We start from the raw sequence: 17,509 nt of genomic DNA on the forward strand, positions 1-17,509 counted from the left end.
TTCTCCCGCAAGAATTGTCCAGGTCAATGCGGAACAGGAGTCACCATCGTCTGGTTGATTTTGAGAACGAAGTGCGGTAGCTTTCCTCACGCAAGGTCCCATATTGCACCCAACAGCCTACACTCTGCTTTCAATCCACAAGCCGGGATCTTTCCGTCTGACAATGCTGATCTGGAGGATTTGTCAATGAGTTTCAAAAATGGTCTGATCGATCTGCGAAGTGATACCGTCACACATCCCACGCCCGCCATGCGAGCCGCCATGTCAGATGCAGATGTCGGGGATGATGTGTTCGGAGATGATTGTACTGTTATCAAGCTGGAAGAAATGGCGGCGGAGATGACCGGTTGTCAGGCCGGGCTGTTTATGGCTTCCGGCACGATGGGTAACCTGGTCGCATTGCTTACACACTGTGAGCGTGGAACCGAAGCGATCATGGGAAATCGGTCGCATGTTTTTCTACACGAAGTTGGCGGGATGGCGGCGCTTGGCGGCATACAGGCGAACCATGTGCCGAATCAGCCGGATGGGACGTTGAGATTGGAGGATATCTCCGGCGCTATACGGGAGGACGACGTGCATTATCCACGCACCCGGCTGATATGCCTCGAGAATACACAGAACTCCTGCGGCGGTGTTGTGCTGACTCCGGAATACACGCGCAGTGTTGCTGAACTGGCCCATAGCCGGGGTCTCAAACTGCATCTGGATGGTGCACGGCTGGCGAATGCAGCAATTGCGTATGGGGTGGAGATGAAAACGCTGGTCGGAGGAGCCGATTCGGTGATGCTTTGTTTGTCAAAGGGACTCTGCGCGCCGATCGGGTCGATGTTGTGCGGAACGAAGGAGTTCATTGCCGAAGCGCGGCGGAATCGGAAGCAGGTGGGGGGAGGGATGAGGCAGGTGGGTGTGGTAGCTGCCCCTGGAATCGTCGCGTTGAAGACGGCGATCCAGCGTTTAGAGGAAGACCACGCAAACGCCCGCCGCCTGGCCGATGGTTTGCGCGGCATCCCGGAAATTGTACTCGAGACAGAGTCGCCGCAAACGAACATGGTCTATTTCCATCTGGCCCCTTCAGCAAAAGTGACTGTTCCACACATGCTCGACCGTTTGAAAGAGCGGGGAATTCTGGCTGACCTTCGGCTTGTCACGCACTACTGGATAACGGCGAAGGACGTTGAGAAGGTGTTGGCAGCGATTGCGGAGGTGATGAAGAACTGAAAGGAGATTGCGGAGTGCGGATTGGGAATTGCGAAATGAATGAATAAGAAGTCATCAATTCCAAATTGACAATTCGCAATTGCATTGTGCACCCAGAAGGACTTGGCTATTGATGTCGAGTGGGTTGTGGAAATACCGTGGGGACGAGAGTCTGTGAATTGCCGATTTGGATGATGTTCCAGATGGGGAAGCGAAATTCCGGGGCTAGTTGTCAATTGCCAACGATCAATTCGGAATTGACAATTCGCAATCCGAAATTCAGTAGTGCACCCAGAGGGACTCGAACCCCCAACCACTTGATCCGAAGTCAAGTACTCTATCCAATTGAGCTATGGGTGCAAAAAGACTTTCGATTGCCGATTTTCGATTGTCGATTCGGGGGATGAACCCAGGCCGACGATTTCGTCACTGGTGCTTATGACAAGAGCGCAGATCCCGACAGTTCTTCGACTCCAGTCTGAAATTGAGTATCCTTCGGGTCACGCCGATTGCAGCAAAACAGATCCCGATCAATTCAGCGATTCGCAATGGAGATCGGGACGCCCGCCTGCCCTCACTGATCTTGTTGTGGCGGGTAGGCTCAAAACGGCAACTGTCGCAGGCCGTGTTGGCGATTGAAAGATACGGGTATGTGGGCGAAAAAACAACTGGCACCGGGCCGAATGCTGATGATGCCGTGGTTGGGATGACGATGGAATTGCGCTGCCGCGACTGAGGATGTCGGCGCATGCAGGCCGGTTTGGATGCGGGGCTGGACTTCGGAGCGAAGTCGAGTGAATCAGGTTTTTGGGAGGCATCGATCATAGGGATTTCCGGGCAGCACGGTGCTGAGGTGGGCCGGAGCTCGGGATTGCTCGACGCGAGACATTTGTTTCGGGAACATCGGAAGACACATGAGCTGCTGCACCGCGGCCCCGGCGAGAGTGACCGGGGCTTTTTCTTTCGTCATCATTCCTTCGTCGATCGCAGGAATCGGTTGACATTCCGCGAACGCCTGGGTATGTTCATAGAGGTCTGAAGAGTCCCAACGTCACTCAAATCTTCACATTCTTTCACTCATGGAGATATCGATCGTGCGAAGAATTCTTATTACAATTGTCGTCTTGCTGACAGTCAATGGAGCTTTGGCGTTTCCACATGCAAATGCCGTGGTCCCTGGCGATTCTGCGCAGCGCCTACAGATGCTGCCGAAGGGGGTTTCTGTCTACCAGCTCAACAACGGCATGAAGGTCCTCCTGATCGAGAATCCGGCCCTCCCGATGGTCGGCGCCAACGTCGTCGTGAAGGTCGGCTCGGCCTACGAGACGTTTTCAACCAGCGGCATGAGCCATATGCTGGAACATCTGCTCTTCAACGGAACGACATCGCGCATGCAGAAAAAGCTGTACGACGATGTGGATCGGATCGGCGGCTACAACAATGCGACCACAGCGGAATTCTATACGAACTACATGATGGTCACGCCGGCCGAAAACATCAAAAAGGGGATGGAACTCCAGGCGGACATGCTCTTCAATTCGACGCTTCCGACAGACAAATTTGAGAAGGAAAAGGGGATAGTCCTGGAAGAGATCTCAAAAAGCCTGGCCGACCCGCAGGAACAGCTCGAACGCAACACTCTATCCATACTCTACCGGGGGCACGCGCTCTCACTGCCAACGCTCGGTACCTACTCCACAATTCAATCGCTTTCCAGAGATGACGTCAACTCGTTCTATAAGAACAACTACGTCCCAAACAACATGATCCTCAGCGTCATCGGGAATTTCCGGACAAGCGCAATGCTCTCTCTTGTTCAGGAAATCTATGGCAAAGCACGGCCGGGGCGTGTCGAACGTCAGGAAGACCTGGAATGGGCAACCGGCTTTCAGATCCCTTCGTTGACGGGATCTCCAAACTCTGAAACGTATCACCGATTCTATGAAGGCGAGGACGTTGTCCTTCAGGCGTTGTATCAGCTCCCTCCGTCCAAACCGTCCGAGTATTATCAGTTGCTGTCGTTCGTTATCGAAAAGAACAAGGACGCACTGCAGTCATCTGTGAAAGCTGAGTTCGGCAAGAACGTGAAATCTGTCAAACTCTCGACGCGCGTCTCGCATCTCGGCAGCCTCTTCGAGGCAGCGATCATTCTGAAACCCGGGACCAATCTTGATGCAGTGGTGAGCTCGCTGTCGGTGAAACTGGCCGGACTGAATTTCGCATTGGCGCCTGATGTCGTCAAGTCCGAGGTGACGAAGGCACGAACGGAGTTTGCGAGGAATATCGAGAAGCCGCACATGTTCGGAATCTACAACGCCGACGGCATCGCGAAGAGCGGCATTGAATCTGTCCTTGGATCGTATACCGGCGACGGATTGATCAAAGCAGCAGGGGAACTCGCAACGCTGAAACTGGGATTCCATCCTATGGTCCTTATCCAGGCCCCCTCGGCGAAGAAGGACACGGCAAAGGCCCGGGCAGCCGGACTGACGAGGCGCTTCCGCGATGACGCATCCGGCAAGAACCTTATCGTAGCGCAGAACGAGGCGAGCAAGCTGCTCGCTGTTCATTACCTGGTGAAACACAAGTCGGCGTCTGAGGCGAAGTTTGGCAACGAGGCTTCCAAGATTCTCCATGAGTGCCTGGACCAGCGGCTGAAGTCCGACGCGAATCGAAAAGCGAGCAGTCAGTTCGGTTTCACGTTTACCGTGAACGACAATCCGTTTATCCCGATGGACGATATTTATCTCCACCCCGATTTCGGGTATGTCAGAGTAGAAGGCCTCGCCGACGACATTCCCGGGGCAATCAGGTACCTCAATGGTCAGCTGAAAGATTTCGTGCCGACAGAGGATGAGTTCAAGAAGGCAATTGAGAAGTACAAAGGAATCGAAGCGATGTTGATGGGAGGAAACAAACCTCAGAAGCTCTTCGATGAAACATATAAACCGGTCGTGTACGCGCCCGAGCCAGTTCCTCAGCCGCGGCCCGTGCTGACGTACGATGGTCTGGCCGCGTTCGCCAGGGAGTACTTCAAGCCTTCGAACATGATCATCTCGGTTGTCTCGCCAGCCGCCCCGGAGAGCATCGATTCATTGTTCAACCAGTTTGGCTTCTCGCCAACAAAAGAGGAGCCGCCTGTTTTCACTCCCACGTTTGTTTCTCACGATCAGCCTGTGAAGATCGAGAAAGCAGGAAACGGTGAGCGGTCGTACGTATTCTGGGGAGCCATCAACAAGATCGACCCGGCCGATGCCCCTTTCCTGCAGGCCCTCTCGCTTGTTCTGTCTGACAATATCGTCTTTGACATCAGGGAGAAACAGGGAATGGCATACGGTATGTCCGCCGGTGTGGAAATCATCCAGGACAAGGCGCTGTTCTTTGTGTCGCAGGGTACGAGGCCCCAAAATGTGGATAAGCTCGTGCCTCAGTATCCGAAGTTCTTCCAGATGTCAGTGCTGGACTCGCTGACCGAGGACCAGGTGGAAAAATCGATCAACATGTACCTTGGGAGAATGATGTTCCGCAGGCTTTCGAGTATCAATCAGGCTTTCTATCTCGGCACGTCGGTCTACTTCCACAATGATGAGACCTACGACCAGCGATTCCTTGAACAATTGAAAAATGCGAAACTCGCTGACGTCAAGAATGTTGCCCGGAAATACATGCGAGTGACTTCTCCTCTGCTCGTTATCGTACGTTGAACATCGACCCGCTTGTGCCAGCCGGGCACGGCTTGGAAAGAAGCAACCCTCGCATCTGCCAAGAGGGGCCGCTCAGGGAACTCAAATCGTTCCCTGAGCACGTCCGTTGAAGTTCCTCAGACTACACCGCGGGGTGGGGGAACAAGCCAGCACGGGTCGCTCGTAAGTGACCCTCGCATGGCCCCTCGCTCTCCCGAAATTCTCCTCCGCCTCCCCGGCTTCCCGTTATCGACTCTCATCACATAGTGCATGATTTATCGGGAAACGCCTCATTTTCCAGGCATGATTCTCTGGACCATGTGATTAATACGCTGTAAAGCGTATTGACACTTTTGCCAAATTAGTCGAATCTCATCATCATAAAAATCCCGCTCAGCCTTGAAGTCCCCTCAATTCCGGAAAAGGGGAAGTAACGATCGGATGAAGCCATGAAGAAGCAACTTCAGGAATTCTCTCAATTTGTATTCAGATCGCCCGACAATCCTGAACCCGATCAGGCGAGGTTGGTGGCGCTGCTGCGGAATTCCATCTGGGCAATTGTCCTCAGCGGTGGAATCAACTTCATAGGCAGTCTTGTGCTCTCATCGAACATTACCCGGTACGCGCTCATCCTTGCCGGCTGCGTGATGATCGCTCTTGCCGCGCACCTCCTCCTTGGGAGGGTCGGACTCCGGGTGGCGGCGATTTCCATGCTAGGCTCAGGATGGCTCATGACAACCGCATTATGTTTGACTGGCGGAGGGCTCAGGTCCCCGGTTTTCCTATTGTTCGCTGTGCTCTCACTCGCGGCCGCTGTCCTTCTGGGAAGAAAAGCACTGTTTGTTTCCGTGGCCGCGACGATCCTAGTGGCCTTTGGCCTTGCGTCTCTTGAGGCGAACGGTCTTCTCCCTCAATCATCATCGACCATCACGCCGTACTCTCTCTTTTTCAACTACACGGCGCTTCTGGTACTCATTTGGTACTTACAACTTTTCATCACGGGCTCGTTGACGAAAGCGCTCGGGGATTCGCAAATCGAGGTATCCTCCCGCAGAGAAGCCGAAGAGAGAGCAATCATGAGCCGTTTGCTTCTCAGGTCGGTTCTCGACAGTACGCAGGACTTGATTGTCGCTGTCGACAATGAGATGAACGTGATGGCCTTCAACAAACCTGTGTTTGAACGTGTCCAGAAGTTGAACAAGATCACACCCTTTGTGGGAATGCCGCTTGAGGATATGCTTCCAGAACACAGAAGGAGGGTGGTGCTGGAGGCGGGGGGGAGGGTGCTCAAGGGCGAACAAGTGACCCTGGAGTCTTCCTCTCCAACTGCGAATGGAGGCACCGCCATCAATGAAGAGGTCTATACGCCGATTCGAACCGTGGACGGAACGATCGAAGGCTTCACAATTTTCGTGCGCACGATTACAGACCGCAAGGCTTCGGAGAAGCGGCTGCAGGAGGCGCAATCGATGCTCGCACAGGTGTTGGATACGATACCCCAGTCGGTTTTTTGGAAAGACCGCGATGGCACATTCCTTGGGTGCAACAAGGCCTTTGCCCGCGATACACGCTTCCACACTCCGGGTGCGGTGATCGGTAGAAACGACTATGATTTGACCCCTTCCCATGACATTGCCGAGGCCTACTGTGCAGATGACCGGGGGGTGATCGAGAGTGGCCGGCCAAAACATCACATCGTCCACCGCTCGAACAACGTCGATCGTCCGGGGCGCTGGATTGATACCACAAAAATTCCATTGGTCGCAGAAGACGGGTCGATCTTTGGCGTTCTTGGGGTGTTTGAAGATGTCACTGAAAGAAAACAATCCGAAGAGGCCCTCCAGCAGGAACGGAACCTTCTTCGCACGCTGATCGACAGCCTGCCGGACTCGGTCTTTATCTACATCAAAGACTGCTCGAGCAGGTATGTGATTAACAATCTCGCACATATCCGCTCGCTTGGTGCCACGAGTCAGGATGAAGTGATAGGGAAACGATCGTTTGATTACTTTACCGGCGATCAGGCCTCCAGGTTTTTCGAAGATGAGCAAGAGGTGATTCGATCGGGCGAGCCGCTTATTGACAGGGAGGAGATCACGTACGACAAGGAGCTTGCCGAGCCCCGGTGGCACCTGACAACAAAGGTTCCGCTGCGGGATTCTGCCGGCAACGTCGTTGGACTGGTAGGGATGAGCAGCGATATTACGGAACGTAAGAGAGCGGAGGAGGCGTTGAAGGAAAGTGAAGCGCGTTTCCGGAGCCTGTACGACAACTCAACAGTGGGCCTGTATCGCACCACGCCGGACGGTCGTGTCCTGATGTCGAACCCTGCTGTCGTGGAAATGCTCGGCTACGATTCATTTGACCAGCTCATGCAGAAGAACATTGAGCAGCAGGATTTTGATCCGGACTATCCGCGGTCTGAATTCCGGGAGAAGCTTGAGCGGGATGGAACGATCAAAGGGCTTGAGAGCGCCTGGCGGCGCAGGGATGGCACGGTTATTTTCGTTCGAGAGAGCGCCACGGTCGTGCGCGATGAGGGAGGACGGGCGCTCTACTACGACGGAGTCGTCGAGGACATTACGGAACGAAAGCGGGCCGAAGAGGCGCTTTCTGAAGAGCGCGAGCGCCTGGCGGTAACCTTGCGAAGCATCGGAGACGGGGTTATCACGACCGATCTCCAGGGCAATATCCTCCTGATGAACCGCGTGGCGGAGCTCCTCACCGGATGGCCTCTGGATGAAGCGGTGGGAAGACCCCTGAGCGAAGTGTTCCGCATCATCGATGAACATACACGCGAGAATCGAAAGAACCCGGTCGAAGAGGTCCTGGAAACAAGACGGGTCATCGAACTGGCGAACCATACTGTGCTCGTGAACCGGAGCGGAGACGAGATCGTCGTTGCAGACAGCGGGGCACCGATATTCGACAAACAGAGCAACATCATCGGCGTGGTGCTCGTGTTCCGCGATACGACCGAGAAGCAGAGGCTTCTGGCTAACATGCAGCGCGCGGACAAACTGCAGTCATTAGGCGTACTCGCAGGGGGGCTCGCGCACGATTTTAACAACTTGCTTGGTGGTATCTTCGGGTATCTCGAGTTGGCGCAGAATCACAGCGGTCCGAATGAAAAAGCCAAACGCTATATCGAGAAGGCGATGACAACGTTCAATCGGGCGAAGGACCTGACCCAGCAGCTGCTCACGTTCTCCAAAGGGGGAGCTCCAAACCGGAAAACCGGTTCCATCGCGCCTGTGCTCAGAGAAAACACACTGTTCGCGCTGAGTGGTTCAAGCGTCTCACCGGCCTTTGCGTTGGAGAGCGATCTCTGGCTGTGCGATTTCGATGAAAACCAGATCGGTCAGGTAATCGACAACCTGGTCATCAACGCTCAGCAGGCAATGCCGCTTGGCGGTTCAATTACAATCTCCGCACAGAACGTCCGCCTCACGTCCGAGAGCAGTGTCCCTCTCGACGCCGGCAACTACGTACGGTTTTCTGTGACGGATTCTGGAACAGGCATCCCCCCCAACATCCTGCCGCGCATCTTCGATCCGTTCTTTACAACGAAGCAGAAGGGGAGCGGGCTAGGACTTACGACTGTGTATTCAATTGTCGAGAAACACAACGGAACAATCACGGTCGATTCCAAGCAGGATAAGGGGACGACGTTTCACGTCTATCTTCCCGCATCCGAGCTTACGATCGTCGAGGAGGCGCCGCAGGTTGTCACGAAGCACATCGGGAAGGGGCGTATCCTCGTGATGGATGATGAGGAGTCCATTCGCGAGACAACACAGGACATGCTCGAGAGCCTGGGGTATGAAGTGGTGTGCGCGCAGGAGGGTCAGGAGGCAATCGATTGCTACCATTCGGCCTCCACGGAAGGAAGGGCATTCGATGCGGTGATTATGGATTTGACCGTGCCCGGAGGAATTGGAGGGAAGGAGGGAATCCGGAAATTGCGAGAGCAGTATCCGAACGTCATCGCATTTGTCTCCAGCGGCTACTCCAACGATCCGGTGCTTGCGAATCCAACGGAATATGGGTTCACAGACAAGATCCAAAAACCGTTCCGTCTGGATGAACTCTCGAGACTCCTGCACCGGCATTTTTCGACAGAGAAATCATAGGTATTCCCTGTCTCAGGAGCTGGCGCAATCGCCAGAAGGGGAAATTGTATTGTGTTGTGGTTTCTGAGGCAGAGTCTCAGAGATCGCTGAGGTTTGCAGGGATTGTCAAAAATCTTCTTCACCGATTCTCTGAGGGTTCTTCGTCCCCGCGTTGAAAGCTGCAATCCGATCCGCTTGAAATGGCAGGCGCAAACCCAATCGCACTCCCCGAGGTGGCTGCTACACTTTTGGCTTGAGCTGCGACTTGATCAGTTCAACCATCTTCGTGAACTCTTCAGTCGCGTATCCCATCGATTGGAACACTATCATTCCGTCTTTCCCAACCACATAGTTTCTCGGAATGAACTGCTTTGCGAACTTACTGTAGATTTCCCGTTTCGGGTCGGGGGCGATGAGAAACGTAAATCCTTTCTCCTTGTTGAACTTGACCAGCTCTTCCTTCGAGTGTTCCCGTCCGATCGCCAGGACAACAAGGCTTTCGTTCTTCAGCTGCTGCCAGATCTCTTTCTCGACGTGCGGCATCTCCCCCATGCATGGCCCGCACCACGTCGCGAAGAAGTTGATGAGAACGACCTTGCCCTTCAGGTCCGCGATCTTCAAAACCTTTCCATCCAGCGTCGTCACGTTGAAGTCCGGCACCGCTTGACCAACTTTCGTCAGGGTTGTGGTGTCAGGAGCCTGTGCAAACAATGTGAGGGCGATGCACATGAGCGCGAGCAAGAGCATGGTTTTCTTCATGAGAACTCCGGCAGAATGTTGGTGGCTGCGAAATGGGTTCGGTATCATCACTCTCAGACAATCTAATAAAAATCTCCCGACTTTCAGGTCCCGCGCGATGTGTTCCCGTCAGGAATTTCCCTGTTCGCACATCGCATCTCGAAGTTGACAATGAACCCGGAGTTTCCTATTTTTGGCACGCCGTGGAAACGGCGTTTGCGGTTCGGCCCTGAAGGGGCTCGGCTCGTCGATTTGGAGCGTGAACGACTGAAGCAAGGATCGATTTCCGGAAGCTGATGAGGGGTGAACGATGAGCACGTTTGTACTGATCCATGGAGCATGGCACGGCGGATGGTGTTGGAGCAAGGTCGCTCAGCTACTGCGGCAAAGCGGGCATCCGGTGCTCACTCCGGATCTGCCCGGGCATGGCGGGGATCAGACTCCGGTTGGAGAAATCACGTTAAAGAAGTACGCCGACTCTGTCGTTGCGTTGCTCGACCAGCAGCCCGCACCGGTAATACTCGTCGGCCATAGCATGGGGGGGCTCGTCATCAGCGAGGCGGCGGAGAAACGCCCGGAAAAGGTCAAGTCACTTGTGTACGTCTGCGCGTTTCTGCTCCGGAATGGAGAAACCCTTGGAGGAGTAGCCGGGCGTGACTCTCATGCGCTGGTAATGCCAAACCTGGTTGTTGCCCAGGACCAGGTGAGTGCCAGAGTAGCCGAGGGCATGATACGTCAAACGTTCTACACGAATTGCTCGCTCAACGACGCGTCCTCTGCTCAGTCGCGATTGGTGCCACAGGCTCTTGCGCCTTTTATGACTCCGCTTCAGCTTACAGAGGCAAGGTACGGCCGGGTGCCGCGCCAGTACGTCGAGTGTACGCACGATCGGGCCATTTCTATCGGCGTCCAGAGGGAGATGCACGCAAACTCCCCCTGCAGAAAAATTCACACGCTTGAGACGGATCATTCCCCGTTTCTCTCAGCTCCGCAGGAACTGGCTTCAATCCTCATCACGATCAGCGGCAGGTGAGTCCCCGCGGGAGGAGCGCTGTCCGTGCCTGTCCCGGCAATCGGTCGAGTCTTGTAACGCTGGAGTTTGACTCAATGCAGTTCATGATTCTTCTATAACATGACACTCTGGCTTTTTCAGCATCAGTGGAAATCCATCAGAAGATCCAGCGATTTCCGGAGCAAAGTCGCCGCGAACATCATCTTTGGACTTCTGATGCTCATCGTGGCTCTGGAATTTCTGCTCCTCGGCTTTTTCCTGGATCGCATCCTCAGCCGGAACCTCCCTCCCGGAAGCGATTCCGTCGACCTTGTTGACGGTGTGCTGGTATTCTACTTTGGCATCGACTTTATCCTGAGACTTTTTTTTCAGAAGCTGCGGTCGATTACGGCCCGCCAATATGTGCTGCAGCCCGTAAGCCGGAAACGAATTGCGCACTTCGTTCTCGTGAAGACGATGGGGACTGCGGTCAACTTCCTTCCGCTCTTTATCCTTATTCCGTTCTTCTTCACCGGTGTGCTGAGGATTCATCCCTTCCTTGCTTCCACCGCCTGGCTCGTTTCACTGCTTTCGCTCCTGGTATTCAACACCTTCCTTGCCAACTATTCAAAGATGAAGTTCTTCACACATCCGATACAAACGGTTCTCGCCGTTGGCGTTCTTGTCGCGATTGTCCTCCTTGAGAAATTCCAGGTTCTATCGTTCGAATTGCTCAGCGCTCAGCTCTTCGGTTCAGTGCTCCACCACCCGTTTCTCGCCGCCGTCCCGCTTCTCGCCTCGGCAGCGATCTATGGCATCAATCTCCGGTTTCTGATAGATCATCTGTATCTCGAAGACCTTGTGGCTGGAGGCAGGGCGAAATCGTTCCGGGAACATTTCCCGCTCCTAGGCGGATTCGGCGAAATCGGGACGCTCATTTCGTTGGACCTCAAGTTGATGATGCGGAACAAACGAGCGCGCATCAGTCTTTGGATGCCCTTCCTCATGGTGTTCTATGGGCTGCTGTTTTACCGGATGGAGCATTTCAACATCGGTTCCGCATTTACGGAGTTCATGCTGATATTCGTAGGTACGTTTATTACCGGTTTCTTCATCATGTCCTACGGACTCACAACGTTCTGCTATGAGAGCAGACACTTCAGCCTGATCCTGACCAACAGGATAGACATGTTCATATATCTCAAAGCGCGGTACTATCTCATGCTGCTGGTCACCACGCTGGTATACATTCTATCTCTTTTCTACATCTACTTTGGGATGAGAGTGTTCGTGGTGAACAGTCTCATGTTTCTGTTCAACATCGGCTGCTCAACGTTCTACTTCCTCTACCTGTCAACGTTTAACAAGAGCAGATTCGATTTGAGCGGCAGCGTGTTCAGCACCCAGGGGAAGGGAGCGAATCAGTTCGTGGCGATATTCGTGCTTATGATCGTTGTGGCGGTCCCGTTTCTTACTCTCCAGTGGTTGATCGGAGGGCAGGCCGGTCTTCTCGGCCTTGGAGTGCTTGGGGTGCTGGGATTTGTCTTCCACAATCAGATCCTCGTGCTTCTCACGAGACAATTTGAGCGAAGAAAATACATCATGGCGGAAGGATTCAGACAACTATGATCCCTTCGATTCCGGAGCGCACCTCGATGATTGAAGCCCGCAATCTCACCAAAGTGTACGGCAAGGTTACAGTTCTCAACATACCTCAATTGACAATCGGGGAAGGGGAGAGCTTTGGACTCGTCGGGAATAACGGGGCGGGCAAGACGACATTCTTCAGTCTGATCGTGGACATTATCAAAGCGGCCAGCGGGACTGTTCACTCGCGGGGGAAGAATGTGAAAATGAGCGACCACTGGAAAGCCTACACCGGGGCCTATCTTGACGAGAGCTTTCTGGTTGATTTCCTCACGCCGGAAGAGTATTTCGGTTTCATCGGCAGCATTCACGGTCTTACACAAGAAACCACGAGTGCAAGAATCCAGACTTACGCCGACTTCTTCGGCGGTGAAATCCTTGGAAAGAAGAAGTTCATACGTGAATTATCAAAGGGGAATCAGAAGAAAGTCGGAATTGTCGGCGCTCTCCTGCCGGAGCCGGCCTTGGTGATCCTCGATGAGCCGTTCCCCCACCTTGATCCGTCGTCAGTGATCCGTCTGAAGAGAATTCTGAAAGAGTTGAACGAGAAGGGCGTGACGCTACTTATTTCGAGCCACGATCTGAACCACGTTACCGAAGTCTGCAGGAGAATCGTCGTTCTCGAAAAGGGAAATATCATCAACGACAAGGAAACCAACGAAAATACGCTCAAAGAGCTGGAAGCGTATTTCGCGGTTCATGCCGACTGACTCCGTTCACTTTGCCACAAGGACGCTGAGCCAAAGGCTCGTGCGCCTCTGGCGCAAAAGGCACGAAGAAAAAGATGGGGAAAAATGAACTCCTCACGCACCTTCTGAGCTTGGGAAATCACATCTATTCTTCCTATCTTTCTGCGCACGTCGGCAGAAGTTGCCCTTCCTGCAGCGGGGGCTGAGTAGCCCCGCGGAAATCGAGGAACAACCGGCAGGAATCCCCGTCTAATCCACTGTTCCACTCGATGCGATCATACCAATGACAAGCTCTCTGACCAATCCTATGAAGTTTCTCATCGCGCTTCTTTCGTTCGCCCTTCTATTCTCGGCTCCTCTCGCATTGTTCTGCCAGCAGGGGTCAAACTTCAATCCCCGGGACGACCAGTATAAGCTCCTCGGTCTCAAACGCGCACTCGCTGCCTACAACATATCCAAAACTGATTTCGAGAGGCAGAAGGCCCTTTTTGACAAAGGCCTAGCCTCAGCCGCGGATCTGCAGCGGATTGAGAGTCAGTTTCGCGAAACCGAAGTGAATTACCAGCAGTCGTTCCTGGCGGTCATCTACGAACGCCGGTACATCGCGATCCAGAAAGCTGTGAAGTCACAGCTCCCCAATGGACAGCGCAGGGTAAAGCTCACGATCGCGAACATGACGAGCGGGACGAGTGAGATCAAGCGGCTCCTGAACATCGAGGAAGGACTCTACTCCCTTGTGCAACCTGACGTCATTACGGATGTCTATGTTGCGGTGTTGAATGATCAGGGGGCTATTATCAGTCAGCCGTACGAGATCAAGATCGAAGCGCTCAAGGTCGGCGAGCCGCCGACGATCGAGTTCACGCTGCTTCAGGATGTCGACGTGGCGACCGTTCGCCTGATCTACTCGCAGAACCAGGACTCGAAGAAGATTTATTTCCAGAAAGACGCCGCTTCCAACCGTGTGGCGATCGTTGCGGAGCAGTTCAGCCAGGAGGCACCGCTCGCATCGACGGCGACGTACAGGATGAGGATGGAACTCTTCTCCAGCACAGAGAACACGTTCCGGCTCGAAGTTGCCAATCTTCCGCTCCAGCTGAACGTTTATTTCCAGGATCCGCTGACGCAGGCCCGCCTGACGCAGGTGAAGTACACCCAGGGGGTGAACACGAAGGATGTTTCCCTCAACGTCCTGCTGCCTGCGCGTGCGAACGAAGAGCTCAAGATCGATCAACCGATCAAGTTCTACGTTTTTGCCATTCCCCAAAACAGCGGCATTCGCATCGACCGCTCCAAGAACATGACCATCGAGCAAGTGCGCGCCCTCAATATCGGATACGCGCAGCTCGAGCTGGTTCCGCGCGGGATCGGTCAGTTCCAGATCCGGGCCCAACAACTGTACTATGAGATCAATCCGGATCAGACTGTCTCGATGACGTTGGACATTGTGAACGAAGGTTCCCGGTGGCTCGACAATATTCGCGTCGACGCCGATCTGCCGTTGAACTGGACGAAGGTGATCGATCCGAACACGCTGGACCGCCTCGATCCTTCGGCAGAAAAACGGATCAGCTTCACCTTCAAGCCGGCACAGGATGTGGGTGTGGGGAAGTACGACATCCGCATCCGCATTACGGGCAGATCGGATAACCAGCCGCTCGAAGCCGAGCCGAAGACCGTCACCATACAGGTCTCGGCCAAGGCGAGCGTCTTTGGCACAGCGGCAATTGTACTTCTCATCGTCGGCCTGGTCATCGGCATTGTCGTGTTCGGAATTCGTCTCACGAAACGTTAGGATTCCGATATTCGTACTTAGTATTTCCTCAATGTATTATCACTGATAACCACACTCAGTCAAGAGGATTGTTCCCCGTTGTCCGACAGTTGAACTGTCGGACTGAACTCATGCCAGAGTTCCACTCTCGGATCTCGCTCAAGGCGTCGATCTCGTCGAGCAAGGCACCTGTGCCCGAGAATACGGCAGGTAGAGCCCCTCGACTAACTCATCAGGACTTCTGGAGTCTAACGCCAGCATGGGCCTTCTTCGACAGTACAACTGTCGAAGAACAGCAGGCGGGTTGACGAAAGAGAATAATAGAAAATGAAAAGCAATGGGCCCCGCGAAGCGGGATCCAAGAGTAGAAATCCAACATTACACACAATCAGTCAAGAGGATCGTTCATGGATCAAAACAACATACTTGAAGCGCAGACGCTGACCAAAGTCTACGAAGACGGACTCTGCGCGCTCGATCACGTCTCGTTCTCCGTCAAAGCGGGGGAGATTTTCTGTCTGTTGGGGGACAACGGCGCCGGGAAGACGACGACCATCAACCTGTTCCTTGGATTCTTGAATCCGACCGAAGGGACCGCACTCATCAACGGGATTGACGTGACGAAAGATCCTCTCGCGGCCAAGCAGCACGTCGCGTATCTTTCCGACGTGGTGATGTTGTACCCGAATTTCACCGCCCGGCAGAACCTGGACTTTTTTGCCCGCCTGGGGGGGAGACAGAACCTCAAGAAGGACGATTACTATAGTGTGCTTCGACAGGTCGGACTGCAGGAGAAGGCGTTCGAGCAAAGGCTGAAAGGCTTCTCGAAAGGCATGAGGCAGAAGGTCGGTCTCGCCATCGCGATCGTCAAAGAAGCTCCGGCGATCATTCTCGATGAGCCCACGAGCGGGCTGGATCCGAAAGCGGCGAACGAATTCCTGACCATCCTTCATCAACTCCGCGCACAGGGGCGTGCAATTCTGATCAGCACGCACGATATCTTCCGCGCAAAAGAGATCTCGGACACTGTCGGCATCATGAGCGAAGGAAAGCTCCTCGCCATCAAAACGCGGGCGGAGCTTGAACACGAGAACCTCGAAAAACTGTACCTGGATTACATCCAGGGCAAAGTCGCCGCTTGATGATTCCCAGACCCGATGTTGTCGCGGGCATCCATAGAATGATAAAGGCACTGCCATGTTGAAGATTCTCCTCGAAAAAGAGCTTCGTGACATCATTTACTCGACGAAATTCGCCATCACGTTTGCTGCCGCGGCGGTTCTCGTGTTGCTCAGTTTCTACGTGGGAGTACGAAATTACCACGAAAGCATGCGGGAATATGAAGCCGCAAAGGCAACGAACTCCGCATCCATTGCCGCGGCGACCGATTGGAGGCAGGTTCAGAACCGGGTGTTCCGGAAACCGCAGCCGTTGGAAGTGCTTGTCAACGGCGTCACGAACGATGTGGGCCGAACCACCGACATGCGTTCTTCGGGAGAGCTGACCCTGATCAACAGCCGGTTCAGCGCCGATCCGTTGTTTGCCGTGTTCAGATTTCTCGATCTGAACTTTGTCGTCATCATCGTCTTCAGTCTATTTGCGATCCTCTTCGGCTACGACGCGATCAACGGGGAGAAGGAGTCGGGGACGCTCAAGCTCGTCTTTTCAAACAGAGTCTCGCGTGCAAGCTTCATCATGAGTAAATTGCTCGGGAGCGTGATCGCCCTCGGCGTTCCGCTGCTCGTGCCGCTGTTGATCGGCTGCCTGATGCTGCTCGGCCTCGGAGTGCCGATGAGCGGGGACGAATGGATCCGGCTCGGGTTGCTCATCTTCGCCGGGCTCCTCAGTTTCGGCGTCTTTCTCACGCTCAGCATCATGATCTCGGCGATGGTCACGCGCTCGAGCGTATCGTTCCTGCTGTCTCTGGTTGTCTGGATTTTCTCCGTTCTCATTGTTCCGAAGGGGAGCGTCCTGCTGGCGTCGCAGATTGCGTCGGTGCCCAGCATGGATGCGATCGAATCGCAGAAGCGGAAGTTCACCGCAGACCAGATGACGAAGCGGATGGCGGCGATGCAGCAGTGGTTCAGCAGCCGTTCGACGGGAATGGATACAAGTTTCGTATCGAAATTCGCCGCCTACCAGGACAGTGTGACGAAATCATCTGAACAGGAACGGCAGGACTTCTATGGCAGGCTCAACGAAGACTGGCGAAACAAGAAGGACTGGCAGGAGCAGTGGGCATTCGGGATCTCAAGGGTCTCGCCGACCGCCGTATTCCAGATTGCGGCGATGAATCTTTCGGGTACGGACGTCGGGATGAAGTTCCGGTACTTGCAGGAGCTGGACCGCTACCAGGATTCCTATGCGAAATTCATACAGGCGAAAACGGGGTCGATGGCGGACTATATGCGCGTGGTGATCAGGCGATTCAGCAGCACGCAGAGCGACGAGGATAAACAGAAGAAGTTGAATCCATCTGAGCTTCCCGAGTTTGTCGCGCAACCCCGCCCGCTCGGGAGCACCATCGCCGCATCCTTGTTCGATCTAGGCTTGCTCGTTGTCTTGAATGCGCTGTTCTTCGGCGGGGCGTTTGTTGCGTTTCTGAGATTCGATCTGCGCTAATGCGCAGTTCGATTTTGATTTCTCATTCTGGTCCCTCGTGACTTCTTCATTAT

General features: G+C 54.1%; 11 protein-coding genes and 1 tRNA gene. 10 read left to right on the forward strand and 2 right to left on the reverse strand.

Annotated elements, in window-relative coordinates; translation table 11 throughout:
- The first annotated feature begins 186 nt into the window (after positions 1-186).
- Positions 187-1,221: a low-specificity L-threonine aldolase gene (gene ltaE / locus NTU47_14785; GenBank protein MCX6135077.1), complete on the forward strand. Its 1,035-nt coding sequence runs from the start codon at positions 187-189 to the stop codon at positions 1,219-1,221.
- 265 nt (positions 1,222-1,486) lie between these two features.
- Here the strand turns inward: ltaE and NTU47_14790 are convergent.
- Positions 1,487-1,560 (reverse strand) — tRNA-Arg (locus NTU47_14790).
- 124 nt (positions 1,561-1,684) lie between these two features.
- On the opposite strand from NTU47_14790, the gene NTU47_14795 reads away from it, so the two are divergent.
- From NTU47_14795 to NTU47_14805, 3 genes are all read left to right on the forward strand, one after another.
- On the forward strand, positions 1,685-1,936 hold the full coding sequence (locus NTU47_14795) for a hypothetical protein (protein MCX6135078.1): 252 nt from the start codon (positions 1,685-1,687) through the stop codon (positions 1,934-1,936).
- A 358-nt stretch (positions 1,937-2,294) separates the two neighbouring features.
- A complete protein-coding gene (locus tag NTU47_14800) occupies positions 2,295-4,904 on the forward strand; it encodes an insulinase family protein (protein MCX6135079.1) in 2,610 nt (869 codons plus the stop codon).
- A gap of 428 nt (positions 4,905-5,332) precedes the next feature.
- Entirely contained in the window at positions 5,333-9,016 is a 3,684-nt protein-coding gene (locus tag NTU47_14805) for a PAS domain S-box protein (GenBank protein MCX6135080.1), read from the forward strand.
- 219 nt (positions 9,017-9,235) lie between these two features.
- Here the strand turns inward: NTU47_14805 and NTU47_14810 are convergent, their stop codons facing one another.
- Positions 9,236-9,754, reverse strand: a complete 519-nt coding sequence (locus tag NTU47_14810; GenBank protein ID MCX6135081.1) for a redoxin domain-containing protein — start codon at positions 9,752-9,754, stop codon at positions 9,236-9,238.
- 289 nt (positions 9,755-10,043) lie between these two features.
- On the opposite strand from NTU47_14810, the gene NTU47_14815 reads away from it, so the two are divergent.
- The 6 genes from NTU47_14815 (at position 10,044) to NTU47_14840 (ending at position 17,456) form a co-directional block, all read left to right on the forward strand.
- Positions 10,044-10,766: an alpha/beta fold hydrolase gene (locus NTU47_14815; GenBank protein ID MCX6135082.1), complete on the forward strand. Its 723-nt coding sequence runs from the start codon at positions 10,044-10,046 to the stop codon at positions 10,764-10,766.
- Between the two features lie 99 nt (positions 10,767-10,865).
- Positions 10,866-12,353: a DUF5687 family protein gene (locus tag NTU47_14820; protein MCX6135083.1), complete on the forward strand. Its 1,488-nt coding sequence runs from the start codon at positions 10,866-10,868 to the stop codon at positions 12,351-12,353.
- Positions 12,350-13,081: an ABC transporter ATP-binding protein gene (locus NTU47_14825; protein MCX6135084.1), complete on the forward strand. Its 732-nt coding sequence runs from the start codon at positions 12,350-12,352 to the stop codon at positions 13,079-13,081. The genes NTU47_14820 and NTU47_14825 overlap by 4 nt, the downstream gene beginning before the upstream one ends.
- A 286-nt stretch (positions 13,082-13,367) precedes the next feature.
- Entirely contained in the window at positions 13,368-14,855 is a 1,488-nt protein-coding gene (locus tag NTU47_14830; GenBank protein ID MCX6135085.1) for an NEW3 domain-containing protein, read from the forward strand.
- 386 nt (positions 14,856-15,241) lie between these two features.
- On the forward strand, positions 15,242-15,976 hold the full coding sequence (locus NTU47_14835; GenBank protein MCX6135086.1) for an ABC transporter ATP-binding protein: 735 nt from the start codon (positions 15,242-15,244) through the stop codon (positions 15,974-15,976).
- Between the two features lie 55 nt (positions 15,977-16,031).
- Positions 16,032-17,456 (forward strand): ABC transporter permease, encoded by a 1,425-nt coding sequence (locus tag NTU47_14840; protein MCX6135087.1) that lies wholly within the window; start codon positions 16,032-16,034, stop codon positions 17,454-17,456.
- Positions 17,457-17,509: the final 53 nt, after the last annotated feature.

The organism is Ignavibacteriales bacterium (assembly GCA_026390595.1).
Lineage (GTDB): Bacteria > Bacteroidota > Ignavibacteria > UBA10030 > UBA10030 > UBA9647.